This is a genomic window from Bacillus cereus group sp. BfR-BA-01381 (assembly GCF_022663555.1).
GTDB lineage: Bacteria > Bacillota > Bacilli > Bacillales > Bacillaceae_G > Bacillus_A > Bacillus_A pacificus.
Genome location: NZ_JAKUFR010000076.1, coordinates 1 through 23,512 on the forward strand (window position 1 = coordinate 1; position 23,512 = coordinate 23,512).

Genomic DNA, 23,512 nt, shown 5'->3' on the forward strand with positions numbered 1-23,512 from the left:
ATACCAAGTGATTTTTCTTTTGATGATAAAGGTGTAACCGTAATGGAATTACCTTTCTTAGTAAATAATTCTGGTCCGGCTTCTCCAGTAATAAATGAACCATCACCTACAGGCTTTCCGCCCTTAGCAAGCATCGGTACATATGGAATCGTAGGAGCGCTCACACCAGGGATTCTATTCAATAATTGTGCTGGTGTATTAAATGCATAAATGAATTTATTTATCATATAAATAAGTCCGTTAATAGCCGCTTTTATACCACTTTTAATTCCACTCCACACAGCCAGTATAGCTGATTGCATACCTTGGAACGCGCCAATAACAGCCCTTGTTACCCAGTTTACAGGTGTCATAATTGCATCTGTCAATCCACTCCATATTGATGCTGCTGTATATCTAATCCCATCCCAAATACTCGCAAGAGTAGATTTAATACCATTCCATACACTGACGCTTGTACTACTAATCATATTCCAAACTGTTGAAATAGCCTCTTTAATGTTATTAAAAATAGACCTCGCTATAGAAACGATTGAATTCCATAAACTAGATAAGTAGTTTGTTACAGCATTCCATACCGCACTTGTAGTAGAACTAATCGTGTTCCATGTATTTATAATCCATCCTTTTATCGAATTAAAAATTGGTACCACAAATGCAACTATTCCATTCCAGCATGATTGCAAGAAATTCTTTATTGCATTCCATACATTCACTGTTATTGTACTGATTGTATTCCACACAGCAATGATCCAAGACTTAATTTGTTCAAAAATCGGCACAACAAATGCTACAAGCCCATTCCAACAAGAAACTAAGAAATTCTTAATCGTTTCCCATACAAAACTTGTAGTAGAACTAATGGTATTCCAGCATTCAGAAATAAAATTCTTTATACCTTCAAATACTGGTGTAGCAAAGTATAAAATAGCCGTCCAAATCGCTTGTAAGTATTGAGTAATGAAATTCCATACAGTTTGAATCACTGTAGAAATACCATTCCAAATCATAGAGAAGAAATCAGCAATCCCTTGTAAAATAGGAGTTAAAAAGGCAACTAAACCATTCCATGTCTCTTGGAAGAAGGTTGAAATAGAAGTCCATACTTCGGTGAATAAAGTTGCTATTCCTTGTAAAACAGAAGTAAGGTATTCCACAATTCCATTCCAAATTTCCATACAGAAATTAAAAATAGAAGTCCAAATACCAATGTATGCTTCTAAAATGGTGGTTCCCCAAGTTACAACAAACTCAACTATTCCATTCCATAAGCCTATTAAAAACTCCTTAATTGAGTTCCAAACTTCCGACGTAGTTTCACTAATACTATTCCATGTTTCACTTGCCCATCGTACTATGCTATCCCATATTCCTACTAAGAACTCTCCAATTGCATTCCATGTATCCACGGTCCATTTCGTTATAGAATCCCAATTTTGATAAATAGCTATAGCTAAAGCAACAACTGCGGCTACAACAATTGCGATTAATGCTACCCATCCCATCATTGCAGCCCCTATACTCGATATGACGACAACTATTGGTGCTAACGCCATAAACGCTCCTGAAATTACACCTATAGCTACTGCTATAGCTGCTAATGTAGCCGCTAACTTTGGATTATTAGAAATCCAATCCGCAATTTTAGCAACAACATCAGCTATAACTCCGAGAACAGGTTTGAGAGCCATTTGTAAATCTTGCATCGCTTTTTGAAACTTAACTGCTGGATTTGCATCCATTTTCTTAATAGAATCATTCAATTTATCTTGTTGCTTCCCAAAATCAATTGTTTTATCTTTTGCACCTAGTAAAGTGTTAATGATATTTTGTCCTTGATCTTCATACATCGTACCAAAAAATTTAACACCTAGTTCATTACGTTTTGTTTCGTCATCGACCTCTGATAAAGCCTGTGCAATTTCAGTCATAGCTACGGAACCTTCTTTACCACCGTTAGCTACAGCTTTCCCCCACTTTTCAACTTGTTCTGCTGAAATTTTTGTACCCTCAAGAGCTTCTGTCATAGCTTTATCAACGCCTTGACCAAATTCAGCCGCTTTGATACGACCTTCTTTTAGTCCATCTAAGAGATTATCAATATTCCATGTTCCAGTTTCAACCCCAGCTTCCATAATCGCTTGTACTTCTTCAGCATTATATCCTGCACGTGTCAGTTGCCCACCATATTCAGCGATAATATCTAATTGTTCTGGTGGAAATCCTATTCTAAGCAAAGCATCAGCCATACTAAGGGCGCCATCTTGCGAAATCCCTAATTCATTCCCAATTTCATTCGTTTCTTGGATTAATTCAGTAAAATCTATCCCTTCATAAGATTGAGCAATTGCCGCTGCACCTTTTACTATCGCTGCATTCGCTTCATCACTGACATCTTTATTTAAAGCCCACTGTCTACGCACGCCTGCAAGAGATTCCTCGGCGTCTAATCCATAAGCGGAAATACCCCTTACAGCTTCCTCAACTGATTTTTTCGATGACTCCGGAACATCAAAAGCAATATCAATCTTTGTTTGTAATTTTGACATATCCATTGCTTTTTCAATTGCGGTTGAAATTCCACCACCTGCGGCGATACCACCTATGACATTTTCTAATCCTATTTTTAACCCCTCAAATTTCTTCTCTGTTCTACCAGCTTCTTGCTGTAAGTCCCTTAATTCATTTCGTACTTGTTGAATAGAATTACCAGAATCTACAGATCGTAGCGCTCGCTGTAATTTTTCAATATCACCTTCCGCTCCTAACGCCTCACGACCAATAAGACCAATCGCTTGGTCTAATTGTCTACTTGTTGCTGTGCCGCTTTTAATTGCATTCACAAGACGATTTCCTAATGCTCCTGCAAAATCATCAACACTTTTCCCAGTTGCGCTAAACAATGTTTCTAATTGCCTTGTGGAACTCGCTACATTATCTTGTTCAGCCTTCATATTTCCAAGCTTATTTTTCAGACCATTAAGAGACCCTTCTGTAAATTCAATCTCACGCCTAAAAGCACGATATTGTTCTTCAGAAATTTTACCGTTTTGAAATTGAGCTTGCACTTGTTGTTCAGCTGCTTTTAATTTATCTAGTTTTTGTGTTGTATTTTCAATTTGTTGTGTAAGTAGCTGTTGCTTTTGTGCTAATGCTTCCACATTGCCAGGATCGAACTTTAACAACCGTTCAACATCTTTCAACTCTTTGGTTAAATCATTACTACGTTTATTTACGTCTTTTAAAGCATTTTGAAGACCTGTGGTTTCGCCACCAATTTCAATCGTAATACCTTTAATTCTTCCCGCCATTTTCTCACCCCTTTTTTAGAATGAATCGAAGTCTTTTTGATTTGCTTTTCTAATTTTTTCTTTGTCTGGATTCTCCATTTCAGCGAATTCAGCAATGTAATCAAAACAATCACCAATTGTCATATCTTCTAAATCCCAACTGGTTAGTTTCGCTTTATAACAAAGAGCAAGGAACGTATCAGTGGTTAATTCTTCATCACTGAACGTCCCTTGCTCTCCATTGCTTTTCTTTATTTTTTTTTTGCGCCCATCGTACTTTGAATCATGTCCATAATTTCTGGAAGAATCTCAGAGATAGGGAACTCATCAAAACCATCTAACCATGTAATTGGATCAGCAATTTCTGGATTTGCTGTTTTTGCATATAACCAAACTAGATCATAAACAACCTCAAAATCTACTTTACTTAAATCTGCATTCGCTAAATCAATAGTAGCGCCAGCTTGAGGATTTGAAGGAGCAATAACTCCTAATTTGAGCATATCTGCAAATAAATCACGTCTAAACTGCGCTTTATAACGTTTAACTGTTGCCGCTGTACTTTTTAATCTGACTTGTTTTCCGTCTATTGTAATTGTCTTTTCCATTTACTATTACGCTCCTTTTGGTGCTGCTGTTTTTTTAACATACACTTCTTTGTACCAGTTATCATAAATTGCTTGAGTTGTTTTAGCGGTTGTCTTCGTTTTAACCATTGGTCTTCCGCCAGGCGCTAAAATCAGTGGGCTAGCAACGAATTTTAATTCATTTGTATTTGGTTCAGCGGAATTCGTTTTTGATTTAGATGAAATGTTAGGGCGACTTGCTGAACAGTTATACATAACATGTCGAGTTGCTTTTACATCACCATCAAATTCAAATAATAGTGCGAATGGTTGACCTTTTGCATCAGCTAACTCATTTAATACACCATCCGTTTCATCTAACTGCTCACCCAATGCATCGATAGCAAATTGTTCTGGAATAGTAGCGATATTCAAAGTCCCTTCGTAACCTTGGTTATTATCTGCTGAATAATAAAGCATATCGTCTGCGTAAAATTCAATTAAATCACCGCGTGGCTCATTTGTTAGTTCAACTGCACCAGGCATTGGAATTGGCGTTTTAAATGTAACGACCCCATCAGTTACGTTGTATGGTACATAATGAACATTTTTTAAACCATAAGATACTTTGTTTTCTGGCATTTACATCAACCTCATTTCATATATTTTTTGATACATTTTTTCAGATTCAATAAAAGTCCCATACGAGTCATAAGGAATCTCATGATTGTCTAGGACTTTTTCAAGTTTTGCTTCTGCAACTAAATCTTTTTTAATTGTGTAAAGCTCAATATTTGCATCGTCTATCTTGTGATAAACCTTGTTATCAGCCATTAAATTTGCTGATCCATCCACAAGAACACAAATGTAAGGTGGCGCTGGAACTGGCTTACCTGGCGTTGCTATGAAATGCGAATAAGCCACAGGATAGCCTGTAGCTTCAAGGATTTTTGTTAATTCACCTAATGTCATTATTCAAGCGCCCTTTCAATCCGTCTTGGTAATTCATTAATTACATACTCTTCAACTGGACGAATATGCACTTGAGCCGGAACTCGTCCACCACCAGCCTTTGCATGACCATTTTCCAAAAGATGCGTTAATTGTCCTTGAGTATTATGAAGAACAACGCTATTACCTTCTTTTTTCTTACGCCAGCCTTTACGATAAGCACCAGTTTTTTTAGGACTATCTTGCTTTAATTTACCAACAGCAATGTCTCCCACTTCATCGATTTCACTTTCTAACTTTTCTTCCACAACATTCGCATATCTTTGTAATTCTCTAGTAAGTTCGCTCGCAAAATCGTTCATATTAAACATGCTCCTTTGCGATAATAGTCAATGTTTGATACATTTCATCATCATTCATTGGCGGTTCGATAATATCAAAGATACGACCTTTCATATTAATTCGCATTAATTCTGTAATACCTGTTGTATAAGGAATTACAAACCTATAAATTCGTGTAGACTGTGAAGCCGAAGCTTCAATGTACTCCGAACCTTTTACCGTTTTTATCATCGCCCACGCTTTTTTTACTTCTTGCCAATTACCTGTTTCAACTTCTTGATTTAGTTCATCTTTTATTACTTCAGGTTGTTCAATGATAATTCGATTTCTACAATCACCTGTATTCAGTGGTTTCTTGTACTGAAAAGGACGCATATTAATCACCGTCCAATTTAATTTCTTCTAATGCTTTTGCAATACCAAAACTATTAATTTCGGTTAAAAAATTCTTAGTAAAATACTCAAGCGCATCATTATAAGCATAACGAGAACGCTCAAAAACTAATTCTTTGAACGTCTCATCTTTGTTTATGTCATATGCTCCACAATCTTTTATTAAGGCTTTATTGGATGCAAAAAGGATGCGTCTTAGGTTATCATCTTCATCATCACCTAAGTGCATCCTATCTTTGAATTGCTGTAATATTTCATTTGAAATTACTGTTTCCATTCATATCATCCTTGTGTCGGTGGCGTTACTTCTTCAAGTTTCAATGTATAAACTTGTGAAGTGTATTTATCCTTTGGTTTACCTGTAGCATATTGTTTAGCAATATAAACTGTCGCATCTTCTAAAGCTAGTGTTTCTTCATATTTTTTGATTGGCTCTGTTCCACCCATCGCTGCAATGTATTCCCCTTTAACAAAGAACACCACTTGTCCTTGAGGTACAAATACAGATTCTGTTGGGATTGGGTTAAAAGGTAAGCTCGTTACATATACACCTGCCGCATTTTGAATTGTAGCATTTGCTTGAATATCAAAAGTATCGAATGGATTTGTTACCATAACTACTTTACCAGCAATATTTTTTGGCCGATCTGCATCTGTTTTACCATCAGGATTTAATTTTTTAGCCAATAATTTGACCACGCCTTTTAATTCATTAATTGTTTTGCGACCTGGTTCAAACGTTAAAGTCCCAGCAACTTTTTTATCTGGATATACTCCATTCGTGACACTTCCGCTAGGGTCTTTTAATAATCCAATAGGTTCATTTTTACCCGTACCAGCTACAAAACCACGCTCTAAACCTACTGACATTGCTTCCATAATCATAGTACGAACATATCGTTCCACCCATACTGGACCAAGCTTCAACATATCATTTGCTAATGGAATAAATGCTGTTAATTTCAGTTGAGTAATTGATTCTTTTCGGAATGTAGCATTTAATTGCCCTTTAATATCACCAAATAACGGTCCCCATACAGCTGCACCCTCTGGATCTCCATAAATAAATTCTGTCACGGCTCCTAAATTCTCTAAGCCGATATGCTCTAGCAACGGATGACCTTGAACTAAATCATCAAAAATTCTCTCTTGTGTTGTTTTAGGTAAAGTCTCAGTAGATTTAAACCCACCATCTTCCACAACTGCATTAAAGAATTTCATTTCTTCACTTGTTAGTACATTAGCACCGCGAGATTGCATAATAGAACGATCTACCATTGATTCATTCACTTGATTTAAAATATCTGAACGAACATCTGTAGCAAGTGCTTCAATCATGGAATTTAACGCTGCTGATTGTTCTTCTGCTGTACCTTCCTGTGTTGCTTTCGCAAAAGCCAGTTTCTTCTCTTCGAAATTATTAAACTTAATAACCATATTTTATTTTCCTCCTAAAGTTAAAAAGAGCGTACTCAGATTCTGTTTGGTATTAACAGGCTCTTGAATAGGCTCTTTTGGATTTTGATTATTTGGTTGTTTCATATACTTAGCTACTAAATCTTCTTTAAAATTTTCTACAACTTCCACTTCTTCATCTTCTTGCGTATCATCAATTTCAATTTCATCAGCAATTTCATCAGCTAAACCAAGAGCAACCGCTTCTTCTGCTGTTAGCCAAGTTTCATCTTTTAAAAGTTGTTTTAATTCTTCGTCTGTCCCAACAAAACGTTTTTTATAAGATGCTGCTAAAGCTGAATCGATCTTTCGTAAATCTCGTGCTGTTTTTTCAAATAAATCTGCATTTCCATATTCAAAGGTACTTGCTTGATGAATCATCATCATAGTATTACTAGGCATAATGATCTTATCACCTGCCATTGCAATTACAGACGCGGCACTAGCTGCCCAACCATCAATATGAACTATAATTTCCGCACTATGCTGCTTTAACTGATTACAAATTGCTACACCGTCAAATGCGGAACCTCCACCTGAATTAATATGAACGTGAATTTTTTCTGCTTTAACATCTTGAATTTTTCTTCTTACTGCTTCAGCGTTATTTTCACTAAACCATCCACCAATTGACCCATAAACAGTTAATTTGTATTCATTTTCACCTTTAGCTTCAAAACGAATATCTCGTTTTAAATTTAAAAGCTTATTCATATTCACATGTTCCATTATTTCTCACCTCCTTCAGATTCATTTAATTTTGTATAGTTCTTCGTAATATGATGGATATTTAGATTCGGATCATCCGACTCCTCATAATCTACTTCTGTACGAATTTCATTTCCTGTAAATGCACTTGAAGAAATAAGTTTATCAATACTTGTCGCAAGATCAAATATACTTTGATAGGAAACAGCCTTAACCTCAATTTTTCGTCCTAAAAGATATTCACTCATTTCAAAAAATTTAACGTTCGCTTCATCAGAAAGTTTTTTTAATAATGGTCGTACTGTGAAAAGCATATAATTTTTCGTTTGCTTTTCTACATCAGCCATTTCTCCATATATCAGAGCTATAGGAATACCAATTGCCATGGCTACTTGATTCAAGAAACCATTTGTTACTTTATTGATTTCTTCCACACTTGGCCCATTTGCAACTCCATTGTATATCTCGTTGTAATTAATACCTTTTTGCTGTGGAACAATAGCTATATCTTTTGAACCAATTGACTTATACATATTGTCTATAAACTCTTGTAGCTTTGCTATTTGTTCCTCAGTTTTAGCACCAATCATATCCATATCAACAGTGCCACGAACTTGATTTTTACGTTTCTGTGAGTTTAGTATCCTACCAAATAAATCACCGTAATCTGCAAACAATCCATCAATAAGTGGAGATAATTTATCATTACGATACTTCAAATGAATAACTTCGCTTTGCTTAAAACTTCTCTTAAACGTATAATCTTTTACCCTTACATCAGTAAAAGTATCTTCAAACACAGCATACTCATTATGTTGAAATCCATCTGCAATAAGTAAATCACCATCATCTGCTTGTATGACTAAACACTCATTATCATAAATAAGTTTGCGAACAAACCTTTCCCAAAAGGTACTTGCGGTCATATTCTTGTTTGGTCTTACATTTAATCGATAATAAAGCTCATCCTTCTTAAATGCTTTACCATTTCTTACTCTAAATTCAGATTGACTAATTGTCCTTCCTAAAAATGATACGCATGTATCAATCGCCAATCGTTTCATATGAAGCCTGTTTGCTGTATCAGTTATTACATCCAAATCCAACATGAATTCTAGTTCTTTATTTCTTTTAAATACTGAACCTAACCATCCAATGGTCATCACCCCCTTTATTAGAATTTAATATTACCAATCACAAAGTCAGTTGCTTCTTGTATCTCATCCGCCCGATATAGAGCATGAACAAAACATTGGAACCCATCTGTTTTTCTACGAACAGGCTCTTTCTTTTCATATATTTTATTCCCATCACCTTTGATAACAACCAATACATTTTGTGTATACCAACGCATTAGCGGATTATCGTCAAACACAATTTGTTTATTTGCAAATGCCATTTCAATACGTGGAGCCAATAAACTATGGATTGCTTTTGGATTTCGTATTACTTCTATTTCAAATCCTTCTGCTACTAATAATGGCCTTATTGCTTCCATCCTGAAGTTATCAGCTATAATCTTTTTAATTCCATATTGTTCTCGCATTTCTACAAACCAATCGACAATATGTTGAGGATTAATAGTTGGTTCATCCACAACTGTTAGTAGACCTTGCTCTTCCCACTCTTTTATAGGAGCAAATTTTTGTTTTTTAAACTCACCTGCTTTTTTAGAGTATCCGTAATAGATATCAACAAATTCTTTTCGAACAAATGAATGAGTTTTAAAAATGTACTCCCCATTTTGTCTAAATAATAGACCGCATGCTGCAAAGTCTCGAATACTTGCAAAATCTAACGCCCCTATGCATTCTTGTGCATATAAATCAGGAAAAGGACGATTTGTAGCAAGAATTTCTGACCATTTTGCAACGGATCTTTCTAAATTTGTAACAGGTAAGTTCATTCGCTTTGTCATGAACTCTTCTCGATTACTTGGATCGTCCTCTAAATCCTCATACTCTTCTTTTATTGTTTCAAGTAGGCCTTCAGCATACTCACTTAACGGCTGAGATAACATCGGATTCGCCATTTCCCAATTATTGATGTCGTCAACTTCCTTTTCATCATTTAATTTACAGATGAAAGGGAACAGCGCATTCGGACGGGCTTCACCATTTAAAACTTTCATTGCCTTTTCTTTTAATTTATCTAAAAATCCATCTCTTACATATCCATCTGTACCAATGTAAAACTCACGCGGATTTTTCTTTTTTCCCAAACCGCTGATGTGGACGCGGACATCTTTATTGCTTTCATATTGATGTACTTCATCAAACATTACAGCACCATCACGAAGACCATCTTTTGTGTCTCCGTTTGATGTTCTAAACTTCACTACACTTCCAGTCGATTTGGAAATGGTTTGCGTTAATGTTGTTTTAAAAGCTCTTTGTAAAACTTCATTCCTTTTAATACATTTATGAATTTCATCTGGACTTGTTTTTGCTTGTTCTTCACTGTTTGCAACAACGGAAATGTTATATTCAGGAATATCATGTAATTCACTTATTAAAAAGTGAAGGATAACTGTCATTAAACCATTTTTACCGCCGCCACGGCCAAGCATCCATAAGAATTTACGATAAAATACACGTCCGTTTTTTTTATAAAATAAAAAGACGAATGCTATTAAGAATTTTTGAAATGATTGTAATGGAAAGTACCACTTTTCACCAAAACGGATACACTTCTCAATCATTTCATCATCAAAATACAAGTCGTCTCTGTTTAAAACGTATTTTTCCAGGTATTCAATTAACAGTTCTCTTTCTTTGTTGAACCTTACTTTACCACTTCTATAAAGTTCAATGTATTCATCTACATATTTTTGCCTAATCATACTAAATCACTTGGACTATAACCCGAATTAGAAGCACCGACTTTAGGAACAAGTTTTATATCTCTTCCCAAAGCAATTAATGAACTGTTAATTTTATTCCTCTCACTTATAAGAGGGTGGGCTTTAACAAAAACTTGAGAACCGTTTTTTATCGTTACGGACTCGCCTTCTTTGTTAATAGTTTTATTTATTTTTCTAAATGCTTTTACTAGATCAATATATCTTTCTACCTTTTCAACTTCGACTAAATCTGTAACATCAATGCTATTCATGAGCTGTTCTTTTAACCTCACAATACTAACAGCCATCTACCCACCCCCCTTACGTGCGTAAAATCGAAAAAAACCTGACAGTTAACCCCCTCCTCCGGTGCCCCTTAAAGCATTTTTGTTGAAATTTTTTAAGGGGGGGACTGTTATTATTGATTCTTTTTTACCATTTTTCATCGTGTTCCCATTTGTTGATTTTCTTTTTGAATACCCTACCGTGTTCTTTATTATGGCAATCCACACAGACTGTTTCGAGATTATCCATTTCTAATGCAAGTTCAGGATGATGTTCAAGTTCTTTTATATGATGGACAACGAGTTGAATCTTCTTACGCTTGGCACTCTCACTGTATTCATTGGTGTCTGTTTGTACACGACCATTACGTTTACACTCCTGGCATTCATAGTTGTCACGCATCTTTACTTGTTCTCGTTTACCCTTCCAATCACTACTGTCATAGAACTTACGCTTCTGTTGTTTGGTTTTATATTCTTTCATTGCTCTCCACCGATTTACTTTCTTCTAAGAATGAATCGATAAGCTTACTAATTAAACTTATATCAGCTTCTTTCTTTACCTTTCTTGTTGTCTTATCAGCTAATGCTTCCACTTCTTTAATTACTTGTGGTATCTTCTCTACTTCAACATACTCTTTAAACTCTTCCTCTTTGATACCTGAAAGTATTGAACCAATAGCAACAGCCTTCTCAAGTTTCGTTAACTGCATCTATACTCACTCCTTATGCTCCAGGAATTCATCTATCGCTTTATCCAGTACATTAATAAGCGCTTCTCGTACTTGCTTCGGTGTCATATCATCATTCATTTCGTTGTGCAATGCTACAGCCTTCTCTAATTTCTGTGGATCAATGTGCTGCTTTGCTAACTCCACACCGATAACATTATTGATTAACTGACCGATAATAACTGTTTGTTCTTGTTTAGTTAGTTTCATTAAATTCTCCCACCTTTATCGCTTTCAATTGTTCCATTTCTTTTTCAACCATCTTATCTATCGGATCATTGAATTGTATTGAAGTTATAGTTAATTTTTCATTTTCGTGATTCCATCCTTTGAACACTTGAATTACATCATGACCAAGAATCTTAACCTCATGTGCAAACATCTTAAATAACCAAAACACATGAACCACCACCTCTCAACCCAAAATAAAAAAAGCACCCGAATGGATGCTTTCAACTAATTATACATTTCAATATTTAGCTAACTCTGTTTCAATCTTATCAATTATACCTTGATATTTTTTTTGCAATCTCTCGGTATATGAAACTACTGAAAGAAGACTTTCCATAACTGTATTAAATTCAACTTCCTTAAGTAATTTATCATAGCTAATTAATGCTTCTTTTTTTGTGTCCATATTCAAGATGATTGGTCCCTCTTCCTTTATAGAGAAAATATATAGTGAATTTTCACTATCATCATACTTCAAAATTGGACCTGTTCTTGATACCCAACGCCCATCTTGTGACGTAAAATTAAACATATTGGATTGTATCTTGCGCATTACAGGTAAAAGTGTCATTGCAGTTTCTCTGACTTTATTTTCTTGTTTTTCAAAAAGTCCTTCTACCGTTCTCATATACGTTTTTATACCTTGTAAATCTGTATCAATTTCTTTTAATAAATCTTCAACTACAGTATTTAATTTGTCCAAATTCACCATCTCCTTTTATCTCCATTATCCGACAAAAAGAAAGTAAATGCCTTATCAATCGTCCGTCATATATCTTCATATATCGACATAAAAAAGAGCAACCATGCATCAGTTGCCCTTTCGTCAATTTCTTATGTTATTACTATTATAAATACGGTAAATGAAGTTTTTTATTCTTATTCCAATCACCTAATACTATTACATTCATCTTTGCCAACAATATTAAGTAACTGGAAGAAGAGCAAAAGCTCTCCTTATTAACGGTAACATTCAATCAGTACCATCTACTGGTTTCGGATTTTATATGCTGTCATTATGAAGCCGTTTAGATTTTTAGAAACAACATAGTGAGTTGTATTTTCCGCCACTTCTCACAATACAAATATATCACGTTGATTCCAAAACAACCGGCACATTTCCTGCCAAAAAGCGGTCACGACTCTGCCACTTACTATTTTTTCTTTCCCATTAACTCATCAGTTTTGAAATAATCCCTTATGTAATCAGAAATTTTTTCAGCACTTTCTTCCAAATTATTAAAACGATCAATATATCTATTCCTTACCCAATCTAATCTTGCATTTTTCATTGTTTCTCGATTTGGATACTTGTGTGGCATTTCTTGAGCACATTCATCTACAATTTCCTCTACCAAATCGATATTGTCTAAAACTCTCTTTTCATATTCTATTAATAAGTCTAATAAAGGTTTAGGAATCAAAGGATTTTTCTTAAATGCATCTATCTTCTTTATACTCTCATCATACTTTTCAGTAATACTTATCATTTCCAACTCATATTTCGACCATATTGCATGAACTGCCTTAGAATCTGGCTTTGAAGAATCTTTATCTATACTAGCAGCTGCCTCATTCACCACATGGTCATCTACAATTTGAAAATATTTTTCTGCCTTCTGCTTTGATATTATTGCTCCCTTACTTTCTGCATATGGTCTTTTTTCTCTATCCAATTCAATATCATAGAATAAATATGCAAAACTATCAAACATAATCAAAGTGTTAAACATTAAAATCTTATCAAAATCATAATCGTTACGAAGTTCTAGCTCTCTTTTCCCATTGAAAAGTTCCAATACCTTAGATAATTCTTTAATTTGTTCTTTAAAAATCTCAGTTTTGATCGGTTGTAAAACAGTCTTTTTTGCTTGTATAAATGTCAAAATAGCAATAATTCCTGTTACTACAAAAAATAAAATATGGCATATATTTTTTATAATTTCTATATTTGCTCCCAATTAAATTTCCCCTCCTCCCCAAAGATTCAAAAACCTAATTATAAATTAACACATTTGTATATTAATTTACATAAGGACTTACCCATATCTTATATTGTGTGTAACTGCCCCCTTCGCTGAATCGCTTGGTATCATTGACTTCATTTAACTTTCTCTTTTGAGTTACACAGTACGAAATTTATGAGTAACTGTATAGTGATACCACCAACATTTTGCAAAATAACCTACTCTATGTGGAAAAATAAAATAAGCTGCCTATGTGGACAGCTTATTTACATAATTATCGTTATCGGCAGCAAGGAAAAGGGTGAAAACCGTACACTCACCAAGGAACCTTCTTTTTTGTTTTATGGATCTATGCATTTTTTTATACATCCTTATCCTAGCGCGGTTTTAGGGTTCTCGTTTGTTACTAGAACTGTATAAAATCTTGCATACTCTTAGTGTAGTTTTTTCCAAAAATGCTGCGATACCCCTAGACTAAAAAAGGAATAAGCAATGATTAGATTTTAAACCTAGTCATTGCTTTATCCATTGCATCTTGGTTAACACCTATATAACGTAACGTGACCTTCTCTGACGAGTGATTGAATATCTCCATGAGTAATGCTATGTTTTTTGTTTGCATGTACATGTGATACCCGTATGTTTTTCTTAACGTATGTGTTCCTATTTCATCTAACCCGAACTCTGCCGCTGCTCCGCTTAATATCTTATATGCCATGCTACGACCAATTGGACAATTCCTACCTTGTCTACTTTGCAATAAGTACTCATTATCTTCTCTTTCTTCAATAAACCATTTAAGTTCTCTTTTCAGTGCTGCAGTAATTTGTATTCGTTTCTGTTTCCCTGTTTTCTTTTCTCGCATAGATATATGACTGCCTTTAACATCCCCTACTTTCAATTTCAAAATATCTGAGATTCTGAGGCCCGTATTAATACCCATAATAAAGAGAATGTAATTACGTAAGCTCTTTCCCTTAAAATACTCTTTTAAATGCTGTATTTGCTCTGGATCACGTATTGGTTGAACAAAATTCATTATTCATTACCTCCAGTTTCTTCTGCCTCATATACTTCTAATCTAAGAGCAAAAGCTAATTTATAAAAAGCATTAGATTTATTTCTTCTATACGTACGCTCACTCATACCAATTTCGTTATAAACCATGTAATCAAAGACCTCTTCATCTTCTAAATATCGTTTTACAATAATATCCCTTTGATTTTTACTAAAACGACTTAATGCCTTATCAATTTGAAAAGATAAACGTTGTAGTTTCACTTCTCTTTCACTCATAGCAACATTTGCTAAAGCAATATCTTCAGCTGGCTTCCCTACTATATTTGTTGGACCGTGATATCTTACCTCGCTAGATGCTGTAACCTTCATCTCATGTCTAATCATCCCAAATTGTCTATAAATACGAACATTTTCAAGAATCTCTTCTAAACGATTCTGCGTTGCTTTACGATCAATTTTAGGTAAGAAAGTTAATTGCTCCATATATAAAAACACTCCTTATATATTTTGTTAATGAAAACAAAAAAGCGGACACCAAACTATAGAGCAATATCACTAAGGCTCTTATAGTTTGGTGTCCGCTGGTTCTTCCAGTAGGACTATATGTGTAATTGGGATTATTATATCATTTTCTCATATTTTAGTAACCTTTTATTAAAAAAGGATTATTGAATAGAGTCTTATATTTTTCACACTAATATTATAATTTAATTCTAATAATGTTATAATCAGGAATATTAAAAACTATTAAAGTAGGTGGATTTATTTTGCAACACTTAAATTTAAGTACACGGGTTCTAATGTTTTCAGTATGCACATCCTTAGAGTACGACTTACGCAAATTTTTATTAAGTAGCGGAACTGAAATACGATTTACAGAACAAATGCTTCAAAAAGCAAAAAAAAGGTCAAAAGATTCTATACGTAATTCTGATACGAATAAAATCTTGATGGAGCTCGATTTAGGTGATTATGTCGAAGTAATCATATCTGATCCTTACCAGTTTAAAATAAACAATCAAAAATCTACTGAGTTAAACAATTACTTTAAAAAGGTTATTCCAATACGCAATAGAGTTATGCATACTCGCCCATTGGAAATAGGAGATAGAGCTACTTTAGTAGAAGTATTAAATACCCTACCAGATTCATTGCCTTGGATTGATTGGCAAGAAACAAAAAAAACAAAAGAAACCATAGAACAGAACCCTCATAAACTACTGGCTAAAGAGTATGATCGAGTTCTTGATTATGAATCGAAAGTTTACCATAACTTACCTGAGCCAGAATTTGATGACACTGGATATATTGGTAGAACATCCGAAGTTAAAGAAATTAAGGAGTTACTGAAAGATAAAAAAAATCAGATTATCACCATCGTCGGTAACGGAGGCATTGGCAAAACAGCAATCGCTGTAAAATCTCTTTACGATTTACTCGATGATCCAGAAAACCCTTTTGATTCTATTATATGGATTTCATTGAAAACAAGAACACTTTCTCAAGGAGAGTTTACCAATATTAAAGGGGCAATAAAAGATATTAAATCACTTTTCCAAATTGGTGAAACATTAACAGTAAAAGAAGAAAATATACCATCTGAAAAAAACATCATCAATTTTATGTCCGAATTTAATACTTTGCTTGTTTTAGATAATTTAGAAACTTTAAACTCTGAAGAAATTCTTGAATTTATGAGAGATATTCCTGAAAACTCTAAAGTTCTTATTACATCCAGACACGGTTTAGGGGAATTAGAACGAAGATATAAATTAGACGGTCTTAATCAAAGAGACGCGATTACATATTTTAGAGAATTGTCTCAATATTACGGATTAGCCCTTCATAAAAGAAGTGACCAAGAAATCAAAAATCTTGTTTCTAATCACCTATACTCTAGCCCTTTATCTATTAAATGGTTTATTTCAAGTGTATATAACGGTGTTAATGAAAACTCTATTATTATAAACAAAGATCATCTTATTAAATTCTGTATGTCAAATGTCGTAGAAAAACTACAAAAAGAAGAAAAAGAAATTTTACAACTTTTTTTAATCGAGGGACAAAGGTTGAGTTACGGCGAGATAGATTATTTCTTAGAATTTGATGAAGCAGACCTTATCAAATACATTAATACTTTGATTTCAACAAGTTTATTATTTACACTACGTGGAGAATATGAATTAAATCAAATGGCCAAAGACTATCTATCAATTGACCATCGTCCAACGAATACTTTCTTAAAAAAAATATTAACGAAGAGACAACGATTAAATTCTATATTACAAGATATTCGTGTAAAAAATGAAAACGATCCATTTTCACCACAATCATTATTTAAAAATCTTGATAATAAAAATAGAAAACTTGCTTCATATTACTTACTCCAGTCATTAGAACATAGCGCAAAAAGAAATTGGCAAGAAGCATATGACTTTATAAATAAAGCTTCTAATATCTCACCCGATTACTTTGAAGTTTACAAAATAAAAGCTTTTATTGCAGCTGAAAACGATGAACAATTTGATGCAATTACAAATTATAGAACTGCGTTAGAATCTTGCGAGGAGAAATTTGAAGAAGCAACAATACTTTATTTATTTAGTGTGTTTTATACCATAAAAATGCAAGATTTCCATCAAGCTGAAGAACTTATTAATAAGGCTCAAGAAATTCTTCCTACTGAGCCACTTATACTATTAGAGAAATCCAGAGTGTTGACCTATCTTGGAAAATACAGCGAAGCGGAAGCAATTCTTGAACAGCTTAAAGAAGTACGTGAAAGTTTCCCTCAAAAACTTGAAAATCAATTTATCTCTAGGTTTGCAGACTTATATAGAAGAATGGCCCAGAACTATCAAAACAGGGATATAACTAAAAAAATTGAATTACTAAGAAAAGCAATTGACCTTATAGAAAGCCTATCCAAAATTGATACTAAAACATATGTTGTAATGACTAAGGTTTTAACAGACCTTGCTTTCCTACACTATAATGATGAAGCAATAGAATTATTGCACATTATCCTAAAAAACCATTTTAGTGCAATTAAATCTTTAAAAGGAAATCAGCTTAATAAATTACGTTCACACTTAAATAATCATAGTCACGAAATTAATAGTGAATTATCCGATTTACTAAAAAAATTAACATATAATTATGCTAAGGATGCTCGAAATATCCTAGAGGATAATAAAGGAATAGTTGTCCATATAAAAGATCACTTTGGTTTTATTGCAAACAATACAAACGGAAGTATATATTTCAATTTAAATCAAGTTAAATTTACTGGAATTGAAATTGGAGACTTAGTTACGTTCACTCTTCATAAGTTTAACGAAAGATTTTCTGCTACTAACCTTCATTTGGAAAAAAAGGGTTGAAATTGAAACTTTGAACTTATATAATTACTTTACATACATAAATTATATAAGGTAAAAAAAGAGAGTGCACATATTGCGCTCTCTTTTTTCATTCTTCTTTACCATTTCTGAAAAAAATTCAAATTTTATTAAAGTAACTGTGTTTTCCGCTCTTCCATCCGAATTACTTTTCCACTTTGATATACAAATGATTGTTCACCAAATCCACTTTGAGGTGGTTCTATTAGCTGAACCTGACCATTTTTAACGATATATATTCCGTTTATTTTCAAATCTATTTCAGCTGTCATTTCAACAAGATTTTCTTTTCTAATTCCCACCAAGATCACTCCCATATGTTATAATTACTTTGTCGAAGTAAGTTGAGAGTGATCTCAGCTTTTTTATTTGTCTATAGATATTGCACAACATTTTCTGGAACAAATGATTGTTCCAGTGATAGATGGAGCCGTATTGAAATTGGCTTTTTCTCATCCCGTGCTCGCTTACATATCTCTTCAGCCTCTTCCCATACAAATTGTTTATCCTCCGCTCGTTTGTAACGCCAAATTCCAATTGTGTAATCTTCAAACAACTCATAACGCTCATCAGGCGCTGTCGTTGGTTTTAATTCATCAATCGCTTTGGCCTGACGTGGTATTTGTACAACCACATCTGCATACCTTAATTTTGAATTCAAACGGTGAATATGAGCTTTCTTAGGATCAAATGAGACAACTGGTTCCACGTCAAAAATTGTTAATTGCTTTGGCATTGTTTTTTCCCTCCAATACCTGCAAACTTGCTATTAGAATCCCTTCAAGCTGCGTTAACGTTAATCGATCTAATGTTTGTCCGTTAATTTCAGTTAATCCTAATCCCAATAATTTACGAATGATTATTAGTTTTCTACGTTCTACTTCCTGACGTAACAACATGATTAAGCCTCCTGTTGATGATTGAACTTTCTCTCTAAATTTACAAACTTACTAAATTCTTTAATAAATGCTAGTTCAACAACACCAACTGGACCGTTCCTCTGTTTCGCTAAAATAATTTCCGTTATGTTTTTATTTTCCGTCTCACGATCATAGTAATCTTCACGGTATAAGAATGCTATTAAATCCGCATCTTGCTCAATTTGACCATTTTCACGTAAATCTGATAGCAACGGTCTCTTATCTTGCCTACTTTCTACCGCACGACTTAACTGTGATAATGCAACTACACATACATTTAATTCTCTTGCCATCAGTTTTAACTTACGACTAATCTCACCGATTTCTTGCATGCGGTTCCCTCTATGCTTTTGATCACCCACAATAAGCTGTAAATAATCAATTGCAATTAAAACCTTTTTATCAGGGTACTTACGCTTTAATTTCCTAGCCTTTGCATAAATCTCTTGCATCGTTACATTTGCTTTATCGTAAATTTCTAATGGCAAATCATTAATTAATCCCATCGCTTGACTAATTTTTTCCCAATCCTTTAAATTACATAGCTTCTTAGGATTCTTTAATTTTGTAGCATCTATATTTCCAGTACTTGAAATCATACGTTTAAGTAACTGCTCTTCTCCCATCTCTAGTGAAAAGATTCCTGTTGCTGTATGAGCACTTGCTGCATGAAAAGCAACATTTAATACAAATGCTGTTTTCCCCATTGAAGGACGGGCACCGACAATGATTAAATCACCTTCTTGTAACCCTGCTGTCATTCTGTTCAGGTCGTCATAACCAGTTGGTATACCGGTTAAATCTCCTACATCAATTTGCATGTTCTTATACAAATCAACAAGCGTATCTTTCAAGTTAAATTCATCTGAGTAACCCGTTTCTTCAATGGCGCTTAATTCATCAATTGATGTACCAATAGCACTCATATCCCTATCTTGCTGAAGGCGGTTATATAAGTTACCAGCAACCTCCTGAGCATGTCGCATTTTCCAAGCTTCGATAACTAAGCCTTCGTGATACGAGAAATTTTTAGTAGTCGTAACAACTTCTGTTAGGTTTACAAAGAATTCAATTCCACCAATTTGATGCATAAAGCTTTCATCGAATTTTCCAATGAGAGCAACAAGATCTATCGGAACCTCAGCATCCTCTAATTCTCTCATTGCCTTGAAAATTACTTGGTGTGTTGGTAAAAAAAACTGTTTTACCTTTAGCTGACAATCTTTAATTAAATCGCCTTCTTGGATTATGCTACCTAAAACACTTTGTTCAGCTTCAACATTGCGAATCATATCGTTACTCATTTTGCCAACCACGCATTCTGTTGGTTAAGTACTGCAAGTTCTTCTTCTGTTGGAATGTTCTGCTCCCATGCTTGTTGCTGCTGTATTACGTTTTTAGTAGATTCCGATAGACCTTTTTGTTGATCAGGTGCTTTTGTCTGTTGCTGCGCTTTTGTTAATCTCTGAGCACGAAATGCTTTATCAGCTGCCTCAACATCAGTTACTGCTTTAAAGCCTTTAAGATGCCAATCTCTTAAGATCGTATTTACGTAAGACATGTTTCTCGTATTCTTCTCTAAAGCAATCTCCATAGCCTTAATAACTAGTTCTGCATTTAAATCATCTATCCAAGCATAAATACCATCTGCAATAAAAGGTGTAATGAATCCGAAGTTTTGCTCGTAAAAAGAAATTGGATTAACCTCAACAACTTCTTCCGCGCCTGCGCGTTCTTCTTGTTGTTGTTCTTTTTCTTTTTCTTCTTCTTTTTCTTTTTCTTCTTCCTTGCTAGGGTCTTGGAAGCCCCTTATAAGCCCCTCCAAACGGACTGATAAATACTCCTTAATACGAGGGATTTTAAAATCTTGTTCTCGTTCTAATTGCAAGCAAGTTTCATAGAAATCAACTAAAAAATCCTGGTCCTTTACAGATTGAATTTCTTTTAAAACACACTTTTCAATGTTTACATTTTTAATTGGATTGAATTTTAACCAGTTGATTAAGAACAACTCTTTTGTTTTTTGGTTGTAATTAATTTTTCCGTACTCAGCAAAACGTTCTAATAGCTTCATAACAGTTTCACGATTATATCCTGTATCAGTTTCAATGATACGGAGTGGAAGCTCATAGATTCCTGATTGAGACGTCTTACTGTTTGTCATCAAATATAAATAGAAATACTTCTCCTCCGGTGTAAGATCTAAAACAAATGAATCCTGCCAAAATGAAACGTGTACTGGTCTATAAACTGCCATATTATTCATCCTCCCGTTTACATATCGCGAATCCGTCCTCTACACGTAATAAGCGATAATTCTTGTATCCTATTTTGAGATATTGTTTTACTAAGTAAATTAGGTGTTGCTCTGATGTAGCTTGTTGAAACACTTTAGGGTTCAGCAACACTCTATGTAACGATTTGTCTAAAAGCATGTAGCACACTCCGTTGTTATACGACTGCTAATTTGATATAATTAATCCCAAGATCTTTTGCAAGACCGTTTGTCTATCACTCTGCCAAGTGATAGATCTTTTTATTTTCTACGTGTTACTAATGAGGCGTTAACTCCTCTTGCTCTTAAATCTTTAATTACTACACGATAACTCATCGATGCCTCATGTTCCTCTTTTGTATCACGAAGCATTTTAAATTCCCTTATACATCGCTCCAGCTCTTCTTCCCAGTGATTCGATTCTTCGGTTGATTCTGCATTAAACATGTTATGAATACATGCACTCATACAGTTACGAAGTTTATTCGCAAATGAAAAATCCCCAGGAAGAACAAGATCATGAAGACGATTATTTTTATCGTTCATGAATTACATCTCCTTTCTAATTAATTTGATGCTGTACGCATCGTTACAACCAGAAAGGATTGTAGAGGTATGGGAGGAACAATCCCTTTCTGGTCATAACGACAAGCACAGTGGCTTGTCCAAATGATTTATATAATGTTATAATTGCTTTACGATATTTTTCAGAGCTACTGTTGTCTAGGCGGTAGCTTTTTTATTTACCCATTTATGCTTCAAAATAAATGATGCTTCTATAATTTTGATTCGAATCCCCAACAATTTCTTCTCTTGCTTTAACTCAACTGTTTTTGAATCCTCATTGAGTAATTCTGCTATTTTAATTTCACCAGTTAGTTTTGCATCATAGCGAATTAATTCCTTATATTCTCTTAGACTCGGTTTCTTATAATCTACTGTCATTTTCCTTCCTCCCTCAAAGCACCTTTGTTAAATTCATTAAGCTATCGACCGATTGAATAATAACGTTTTCCGCCATAGCCTTTTGCAACCAACTTCTTTGTATTTGTTCCATAATGCCAAAATGAACTTGCTCAAGAGCTTGTACTACACACTGAGTAGCTTGGATTGTATCGAAGATTTCTTTTGCATGAACTGCGTATTCATGTTTCTTTTTTTCATCATGTTTCCATGACCTTGTTGTAACTTGTAAGTTCATGATTTCCTTTGCTGCCGCAATTCCCTCTTCAGCTTGTTTAATGTAGTTCATCAATTGTAGATTTACATCTTGAGTTAAACGTGGATCTGTAGGTGGTAACCCAACACCATAAATATGTTTAATTGCTTGTTGATTTAACTTTGCTCCTGTTGCATGGCACCAATCCATAGCAAGTTCAAATTCTGGTTTAGAAAGTCCAGATTCAATACGGGTTAATCTTTCATGTGTAATACCAAGGTACTTAGATAGTCCTTTCTTCGTTTTCAGCTGAACATTGTCACAACATTCTCTAGCATTCTGTAATAATTCCCCTATTGCTGAATTGCAGTATATGCTTGTTCCCATATCTGTTCGCCTCCATATTTAGTTTTCAAATAGTTACAATGAACTTAGTACATATGTAACTTGTCTACTTTTCGTATAAAAAGAGAGGAACTATTCCTCAACGTTTTCTTTTACTTGTATCTCTTTGATGATGGCCCAACCAGCCTTGTAATATGCTTGACGGATTTTATCAATATCCTTTTGTGATTTTGGCTCAGGAGCCACAACATGGACTTTCGTTTTTCCAAATTCATAAGTCGCCGCATATTCTTCTTGTTGGCTCATGGTGTCACCTCTTGAAGTGCTTTTTATATGTGTATGCGACGGTTCTGTTGGTACTGCCATGTTAGTTGATGGCATTTTCTCACCCGCTTTCCATCTATTAAGTATAAGATTCTTGTACTCTTGTGCATCAAATTAAATCCTTTACATCACTACCAAGAATAGTGGCTAACCTAATAGCCTTTTCAAGATTTGGATTACTATAACCATTTTCCCAATTACTTATTGTAGATTTTGTAACTTTCATTCTTTTTGCAAGATCTTGTTGCGTTAACTTGCTTTTTTTCCTAGCTCTAATTAATTTGATATTTTTGTTCACTGTCTCGCTC

Annotated in this window: 31 protein-coding genes; 1 reads left to right on the forward strand and 30 read right to left on the reverse strand. The window is 34.3% G+C overall.

Translation table 11 applies throughout. The annotated features are described in order from the left end of the window. The 20 genes from MR079_RS21555 to MR079_RS21650 all read right to left on the reverse strand — a co-directional run. A partial coding sequence (locus tag MR079_RS21555) for a phage tail protein (protein ID WP_242294588.1) occupies positions 1–3,311 on the reverse strand: 3,311 nt, incomplete at its 3' end. 230 nt (positions 3,312–3,541) lie between these two features. After that, positions 3,542–3,898, reverse strand: a complete 357-nt coding sequence (locus MR079_RS21560) for a hypothetical protein (protein WP_000415934.1) — start codon at positions 3,896–3,898, stop codon at positions 3,542–3,544. 6 nt (positions 3,899–3,904) lie between these two features. After that, positions 3,905–4,498: a major tail protein gene (locus tag MR079_RS21565; protein ID WP_242294589.1), complete on the reverse strand. Its 594-nt coding sequence runs from the start codon at positions 4,496–4,498 to the stop codon at positions 3,905–3,907. Next, positions 4,499–4,828, reverse strand: a complete 330-nt coding sequence (locus MR079_RS21570; protein ID WP_242294590.1) for a hypothetical protein — start codon at positions 4,826–4,828, stop codon at positions 4,499–4,501. Next, positions 4,828–5,169, reverse strand: coding sequence for an HK97 gp10 family phage protein (locus tag MR079_RS21575; RefSeq protein ID WP_242294591.1), 342 nt, complete (start codon positions 5,167–5,169; stop codon positions 4,828–4,830). Before MR079_RS21575 ends, MR079_RS21570 begins: the two co-directional genes overlap by 1 nt. A 1-nt stretch (position 5,170) precedes the next feature. After that, positions 5,171–5,524 (reverse strand): phage head closure protein, encoded by a 354-nt coding sequence (locus tag MR079_RS21580; protein ID WP_242294592.1) that lies wholly within the window; start codon positions 5,522–5,524, stop codon positions 5,171–5,173. A gap of 1 nt (position 5,525) precedes the next feature. Beyond that, positions 5,526–5,819, reverse strand: coding sequence for a hypothetical protein (locus tag MR079_RS21585; protein WP_242294593.1), 294 nt, complete (start codon positions 5,817–5,819; stop codon positions 5,526–5,528). 5 nt (positions 5,820–5,824) lie between these two features. After that, the gene (locus MR079_RS21590; RefSeq protein ID WP_000234871.1) at positions 5,825–6,979 is read right to left on the reverse strand and encodes a phage major capsid protein; all 1,155 of its coding nucleotides are present in this window, start codon (positions 6,977–6,979) and stop codon (positions 5,825–5,827) included. A gap of 3 nt (positions 6,980–6,982) precedes the next feature. Beyond that, a complete protein-coding gene (locus MR079_RS21595) occupies positions 6,983–7,726 on the reverse strand; it encodes a head maturation protease, ClpP-related (RefSeq protein ID WP_086421921.1) in 744 nt (247 codons plus the stop codon). Continuing rightward, a complete protein-coding gene (locus MR079_RS21600) occupies positions 7,726–8,871 on the reverse strand; it encodes a phage portal protein (protein WP_033687868.1) in 1,146 nt (381 codons plus the stop codon). The genes MR079_RS21595 and MR079_RS21600 overlap by 1 nt, the downstream gene beginning before the upstream one ends. An 8-nt stretch (positions 8,872–8,879) precedes the next feature. Then, entirely contained in the window at positions 8,880–10,547 is a 1,668-nt protein-coding gene (locus MR079_RS21605) for a terminase TerL endonuclease subunit (RefSeq protein ID WP_242294594.1), read from the reverse strand. Next, positions 10,544–10,855: a P27 family phage terminase small subunit gene (locus MR079_RS21610; protein ID WP_063537144.1), complete on the reverse strand. Its 312-nt coding sequence runs from the start codon at positions 10,853–10,855 to the stop codon at positions 10,544–10,546. The genes MR079_RS21605 and MR079_RS21610 overlap by 4 nt, the downstream gene beginning before the upstream one ends. 124 nt (positions 10,856–10,979) lie before the next feature. Beyond that, the gene (locus MR079_RS21615) at positions 10,980–11,315 is read right to left on the reverse strand and encodes an HNH endonuclease (protein ID WP_242294595.1); all 336 of its coding nucleotides are present in this window, start codon (positions 11,313–11,315) and stop codon (positions 10,980–10,982) included. Further along, positions 11,302–11,544 (reverse strand): hypothetical protein, encoded by a 243-nt coding sequence (locus MR079_RS21620; RefSeq protein ID WP_242294596.1) that lies wholly within the window; start codon positions 11,542–11,544, stop codon positions 11,302–11,304. The genes MR079_RS21615 and MR079_RS21620 overlap by 14 nt, the downstream gene beginning before the upstream one ends. A gap of 6 nt (positions 11,545–11,550) precedes the next feature. Next, the gene (locus MR079_RS21625; protein WP_242294597.1) at positions 11,551–11,772 is read right to left on the reverse strand and encodes a hypothetical protein; all 222 of its coding nucleotides are present in this window, start codon (positions 11,770–11,772) and stop codon (positions 11,551–11,553) included. Beyond that, on the reverse strand, positions 11,759–11,962 hold the full coding sequence (locus MR079_RS21630) for a hypothetical protein (protein ID WP_242294598.1): 204 nt from the start codon (positions 11,960–11,962) through the stop codon (positions 11,759–11,761). The genes MR079_RS21625 and MR079_RS21630 overlap by 14 nt, the downstream gene beginning before the upstream one ends. A gap of 69 nt (positions 11,963–12,031) precedes the next feature. Further along, a complete protein-coding gene (locus tag MR079_RS21635; RefSeq protein ID WP_242294599.1) occupies positions 12,032–12,496 on the reverse strand; it encodes a hypothetical protein in 465 nt (154 codons plus the stop codon). A 451-nt stretch (positions 12,497–12,947) separates the two neighbouring features. Further along, positions 12,948–13,754 (reverse strand): hypothetical protein, encoded by an 807-nt coding sequence (locus MR079_RS21640; protein WP_242294600.1) that lies wholly within the window; start codon positions 13,752–13,754, stop codon positions 12,948–12,950. 502 nt (positions 13,755–14,256) lie between these two features. After that, the gene (locus MR079_RS21645; protein WP_242294601.1) at positions 14,257–14,799 is read right to left on the reverse strand and encodes a site-specific integrase; all 543 of its coding nucleotides are present in this window, start codon (positions 14,797–14,799) and stop codon (positions 14,257–14,259) included. Then, positions 14,799–15,263: an ArpU family phage packaging/lysis transcriptional regulator gene (locus MR079_RS21650; protein ID WP_242294602.1), complete on the reverse strand. Its 465-nt coding sequence runs from the start codon at positions 15,261–15,263 to the stop codon at positions 14,799–14,801. The genes MR079_RS21645 and MR079_RS21650 overlap by 1 nt, the downstream gene beginning before the upstream one ends. 284 nt (positions 15,264–15,547) lie before the next feature. Between MR079_RS21650 and MR079_RS21655 the strand changes: the two genes are divergently transcribed. Then, on the forward strand, positions 15,548–18,163 hold the full coding sequence (locus MR079_RS21655) for an NB-ARC domain-containing protein (RefSeq protein ID WP_242294603.1): 2,616 nt from the start codon (positions 15,548–15,550) through the stop codon (positions 18,161–18,163). Between the two features lie 128 nt (positions 18,164–18,291). On the opposite strand, the gene MR079_RS21660 is transcribed toward MR079_RS21655, so the two are convergent. The 10 genes from MR079_RS21660 to MR079_RS21705 form a co-directional block, all read right to left on the reverse strand. Continuing rightward, a complete protein-coding gene (locus MR079_RS21660; protein ID WP_000512852.1) occupies positions 18,292–18,483 on the reverse strand; it encodes a DUF3954 domain-containing protein in 192 nt (63 codons plus the stop codon). Positions 18,484–18,554: 71 nt separating this feature from the next. After that, the gene (locus tag MR079_RS21665; RefSeq protein WP_242294604.1) at positions 18,555–18,917 is read right to left on the reverse strand and encodes a cell division protein SepF; all 363 of its coding nucleotides are present in this window, start codon (positions 18,915–18,917) and stop codon (positions 18,555–18,557) included. Then, positions 18,892–19,080: a hypothetical protein gene (locus MR079_RS21670; RefSeq protein ID WP_098616100.1), complete on the reverse strand. Its 189-nt coding sequence runs from the start codon at positions 19,078–19,080 to the stop codon at positions 18,892–18,894. Before MR079_RS21670 ends, MR079_RS21665 begins: the two co-directional genes overlap by 26 nt. 2 nt (positions 19,081–19,082) lie before the next feature. Further along, positions 19,083–20,405, reverse strand: coding sequence for a replicative DNA helicase (dnaB, locus tag MR079_RS21675; RefSeq protein ID WP_242294605.1), 1,323 nt, complete (start codon positions 20,403–20,405; stop codon positions 19,083–19,085). Continuing rightward, positions 20,402–21,358, reverse strand: coding sequence for a DnaD domain-containing protein (locus MR079_RS21680; protein ID WP_242294606.1), 957 nt, complete (start codon positions 21,356–21,358; stop codon positions 20,402–20,404). Before MR079_RS21680 ends, dnaB begins: the two co-directional genes overlap by 4 nt. A 279-nt stretch (positions 21,359–21,637) precedes the next feature. After that, positions 21,638–21,922, reverse strand: coding sequence for a hypothetical protein (locus MR079_RS21685; RefSeq protein WP_078419083.1), 285 nt, complete (start codon positions 21,920–21,922; stop codon positions 21,638–21,640). A gap of 177 nt (positions 21,923–22,099) precedes the next feature. Then, a complete protein-coding gene (locus tag MR079_RS21690; protein ID WP_000215317.1) occupies positions 22,100–22,321 on the reverse strand; it encodes a hypothetical protein in 222 nt (73 codons plus the stop codon). Positions 22,322–22,334: 13 nt separating this feature from the next. Next, complete coding sequence (locus tag MR079_RS21695; protein ID WP_000537277.1) at positions 22,335–22,922, reverse strand: hypothetical protein; 588 nt, start codon at positions 22,920–22,922, stop codon at positions 22,335–22,337. A 90-nt stretch (positions 22,923–23,012) separates the two neighbouring features. Continuing rightward, entirely contained in the window at positions 23,013–23,261 is a 249-nt protein-coding gene (locus MR079_RS21700) for a hypothetical protein (RefSeq protein WP_098093460.1), read from the reverse strand. Positions 23,262–23,313: 52 nt separating this feature from the next. Then, on the reverse strand, positions 23,314–23,502 hold the full coding sequence (locus MR079_RS21705) for a helix-turn-helix transcriptional regulator (protein WP_033693366.1): 189 nt from the start codon (positions 23,500–23,502) through the stop codon (positions 23,314–23,316). Between the last annotated feature and the right edge of the window lie 10 nt (positions 23,503–23,512).

What these genes read in the sequence shown, in the direction of transcription:
- MR079_RS21560 (WP_000415934.1), bottom strand. Translation starts at nt 3,898, where the DNA reads ATGGAAAAGACAATTACAATAGACGGAAAACAAGTCAGATTAAAAAGT.
- MR079_RS21665 (WP_242294604.1), bottom strand. Translation starts at nt 18,917, where the DNA reads ATGCCAAAGCAATTAACAATTTTTGACGTGGAACCAGTTGTCTCATTT.
- MR079_RS21685 (WP_078419083.1), bottom strand. Translation starts at nt 21,922, where the DNA reads ATGAACGATAAAAATAATCGTCTTCATGATCTTGTTCTTCCTGGGGAT.
- MR079_RS21620 (WP_242294596.1), bottom strand. Translation starts at nt 11,544, where the DNA reads ATGCAGTTAACGAAACTTGAGAAGGCTGTTGCTATTGGTTCAATACTT.
- MR079_RS21570 (WP_242294590.1), bottom strand. Translation starts at nt 4,828, where the DNA reads ATGACATTAGGTGAATTAACAAAAATCCTTGAAGCTACAGGCTATCCT.
- dnaB (WP_242294605.1), bottom strand. Translation starts at nt 20,405, where the DNA reads ATGAGTAACGATATGATTCGCAATGTTGAAGCTGAACAAAGTGTTTTA.
- MR079_RS21610 (WP_063537144.1), bottom strand. Translation starts at nt 10,855, where the DNA reads ATGGCTGTTAGTATTGTGAGGTTAAAAGAACAGCTCATGAATAGCATT.
- MR079_RS21695 (WP_000537277.1), bottom strand. Translation starts at nt 22,922, where the DNA reads ATGGGAACAAGCATATACTGCAATTCAGCAATAGGGGAATTATTACAG.
- MR079_RS21700 (WP_098093460.1), bottom strand. Translation starts at nt 23,261, where the DNA reads ATGCCATCAACTAACATGGCAGTACCAACAGAACCGTCGCATACACAT.
- MR079_RS21625 (WP_242294597.1), bottom strand. Translation starts at nt 11,772, where the DNA reads ATGAAACTAACTAAACAAGAACAAACAGTTATTATCGGTCAGTTAATC.
- MR079_RS21690 (WP_000215317.1), bottom strand. Translation starts at nt 22,321, where the DNA reads ATGACAGTAGATTATAAGAAACCGAGTCTAAGAGAATATAAGGAATTA.
- MR079_RS21615 (WP_242294595.1), bottom strand. Translation starts at nt 11,315, where the DNA reads ATGAAAGAATATAAAACCAAACAACAGAAGCGTAAGTTCTATGACAGT.
- MR079_RS21580 (WP_242294592.1), bottom strand. Translation starts at nt 5,524, where the DNA reads ATGCGTCCTTTTCAGTACAAGAAACCACTGAATACAGGTGATTGTAGA.
- MR079_RS21585 (WP_242294593.1), bottom strand. Translation starts at nt 5,819, where the DNA reads ATGGAAACAGTAATTTCAAATGAAATATTACAGCAATTCAAAGATAGG.
- MR079_RS21670 (WP_098616100.1), bottom strand. Translation starts at nt 19,080, where the DNA reads ATGTTGTTACGTCAGGAAGTAGAACGTAGAAAACTAATAATCATTCGT.
- MR079_RS21645 (WP_242294601.1), bottom strand. Translation starts at nt 14,799, where the DNA reads ATGAATTTTGTTCAACCAATACGTGATCCAGAGCAAATACAGCATTTA.
- MR079_RS21575 (WP_242294591.1), bottom strand. Translation starts at nt 5,169, where the DNA reads ATGAACGATTTTGCGAGCGAACTTACTAGAGAATTACAAAGATATGCG.
- MR079_RS21565 (WP_242294589.1), bottom strand. Translation starts at nt 4,498, where the DNA reads ATGCCAGAAAACAAAGTATCTTATGGTTTAAAAAATGTTCATTATGTA.
- MR079_RS21595 (WP_086421921.1), bottom strand. Translation starts at nt 7,726, where the DNA reads ATGGAACATGTGAATATGAATAAGCTTTTAAATTTAAAACGAGATATT.
- MR079_RS21605 (WP_242294594.1), bottom strand. Translation starts at nt 10,547, where the DNA reads ATGATTAGGCAAAAATATGTAGATGAATACATTGAACTTTATAGAAGT.
- MR079_RS21650 (WP_242294602.1), bottom strand. Translation starts at nt 15,263, where the DNA reads ATGGAGCAATTAACTTTCTTACCTAAAATTGATCGTAAAGCAACGCAG.
- MR079_RS21680 (WP_242294606.1), bottom strand. Translation starts at nt 21,358, where the DNA reads ATGGCAGTTTATAGACCAGTACACGTTTCATTTTGGCAGGATTCATTT.
- MR079_RS21590 (WP_000234871.1), bottom strand. Translation starts at nt 6,979, where the DNA reads ATGGTTATTAAGTTTAATAATTTCGAAGAGAAGAAACTGGCTTTTGCG.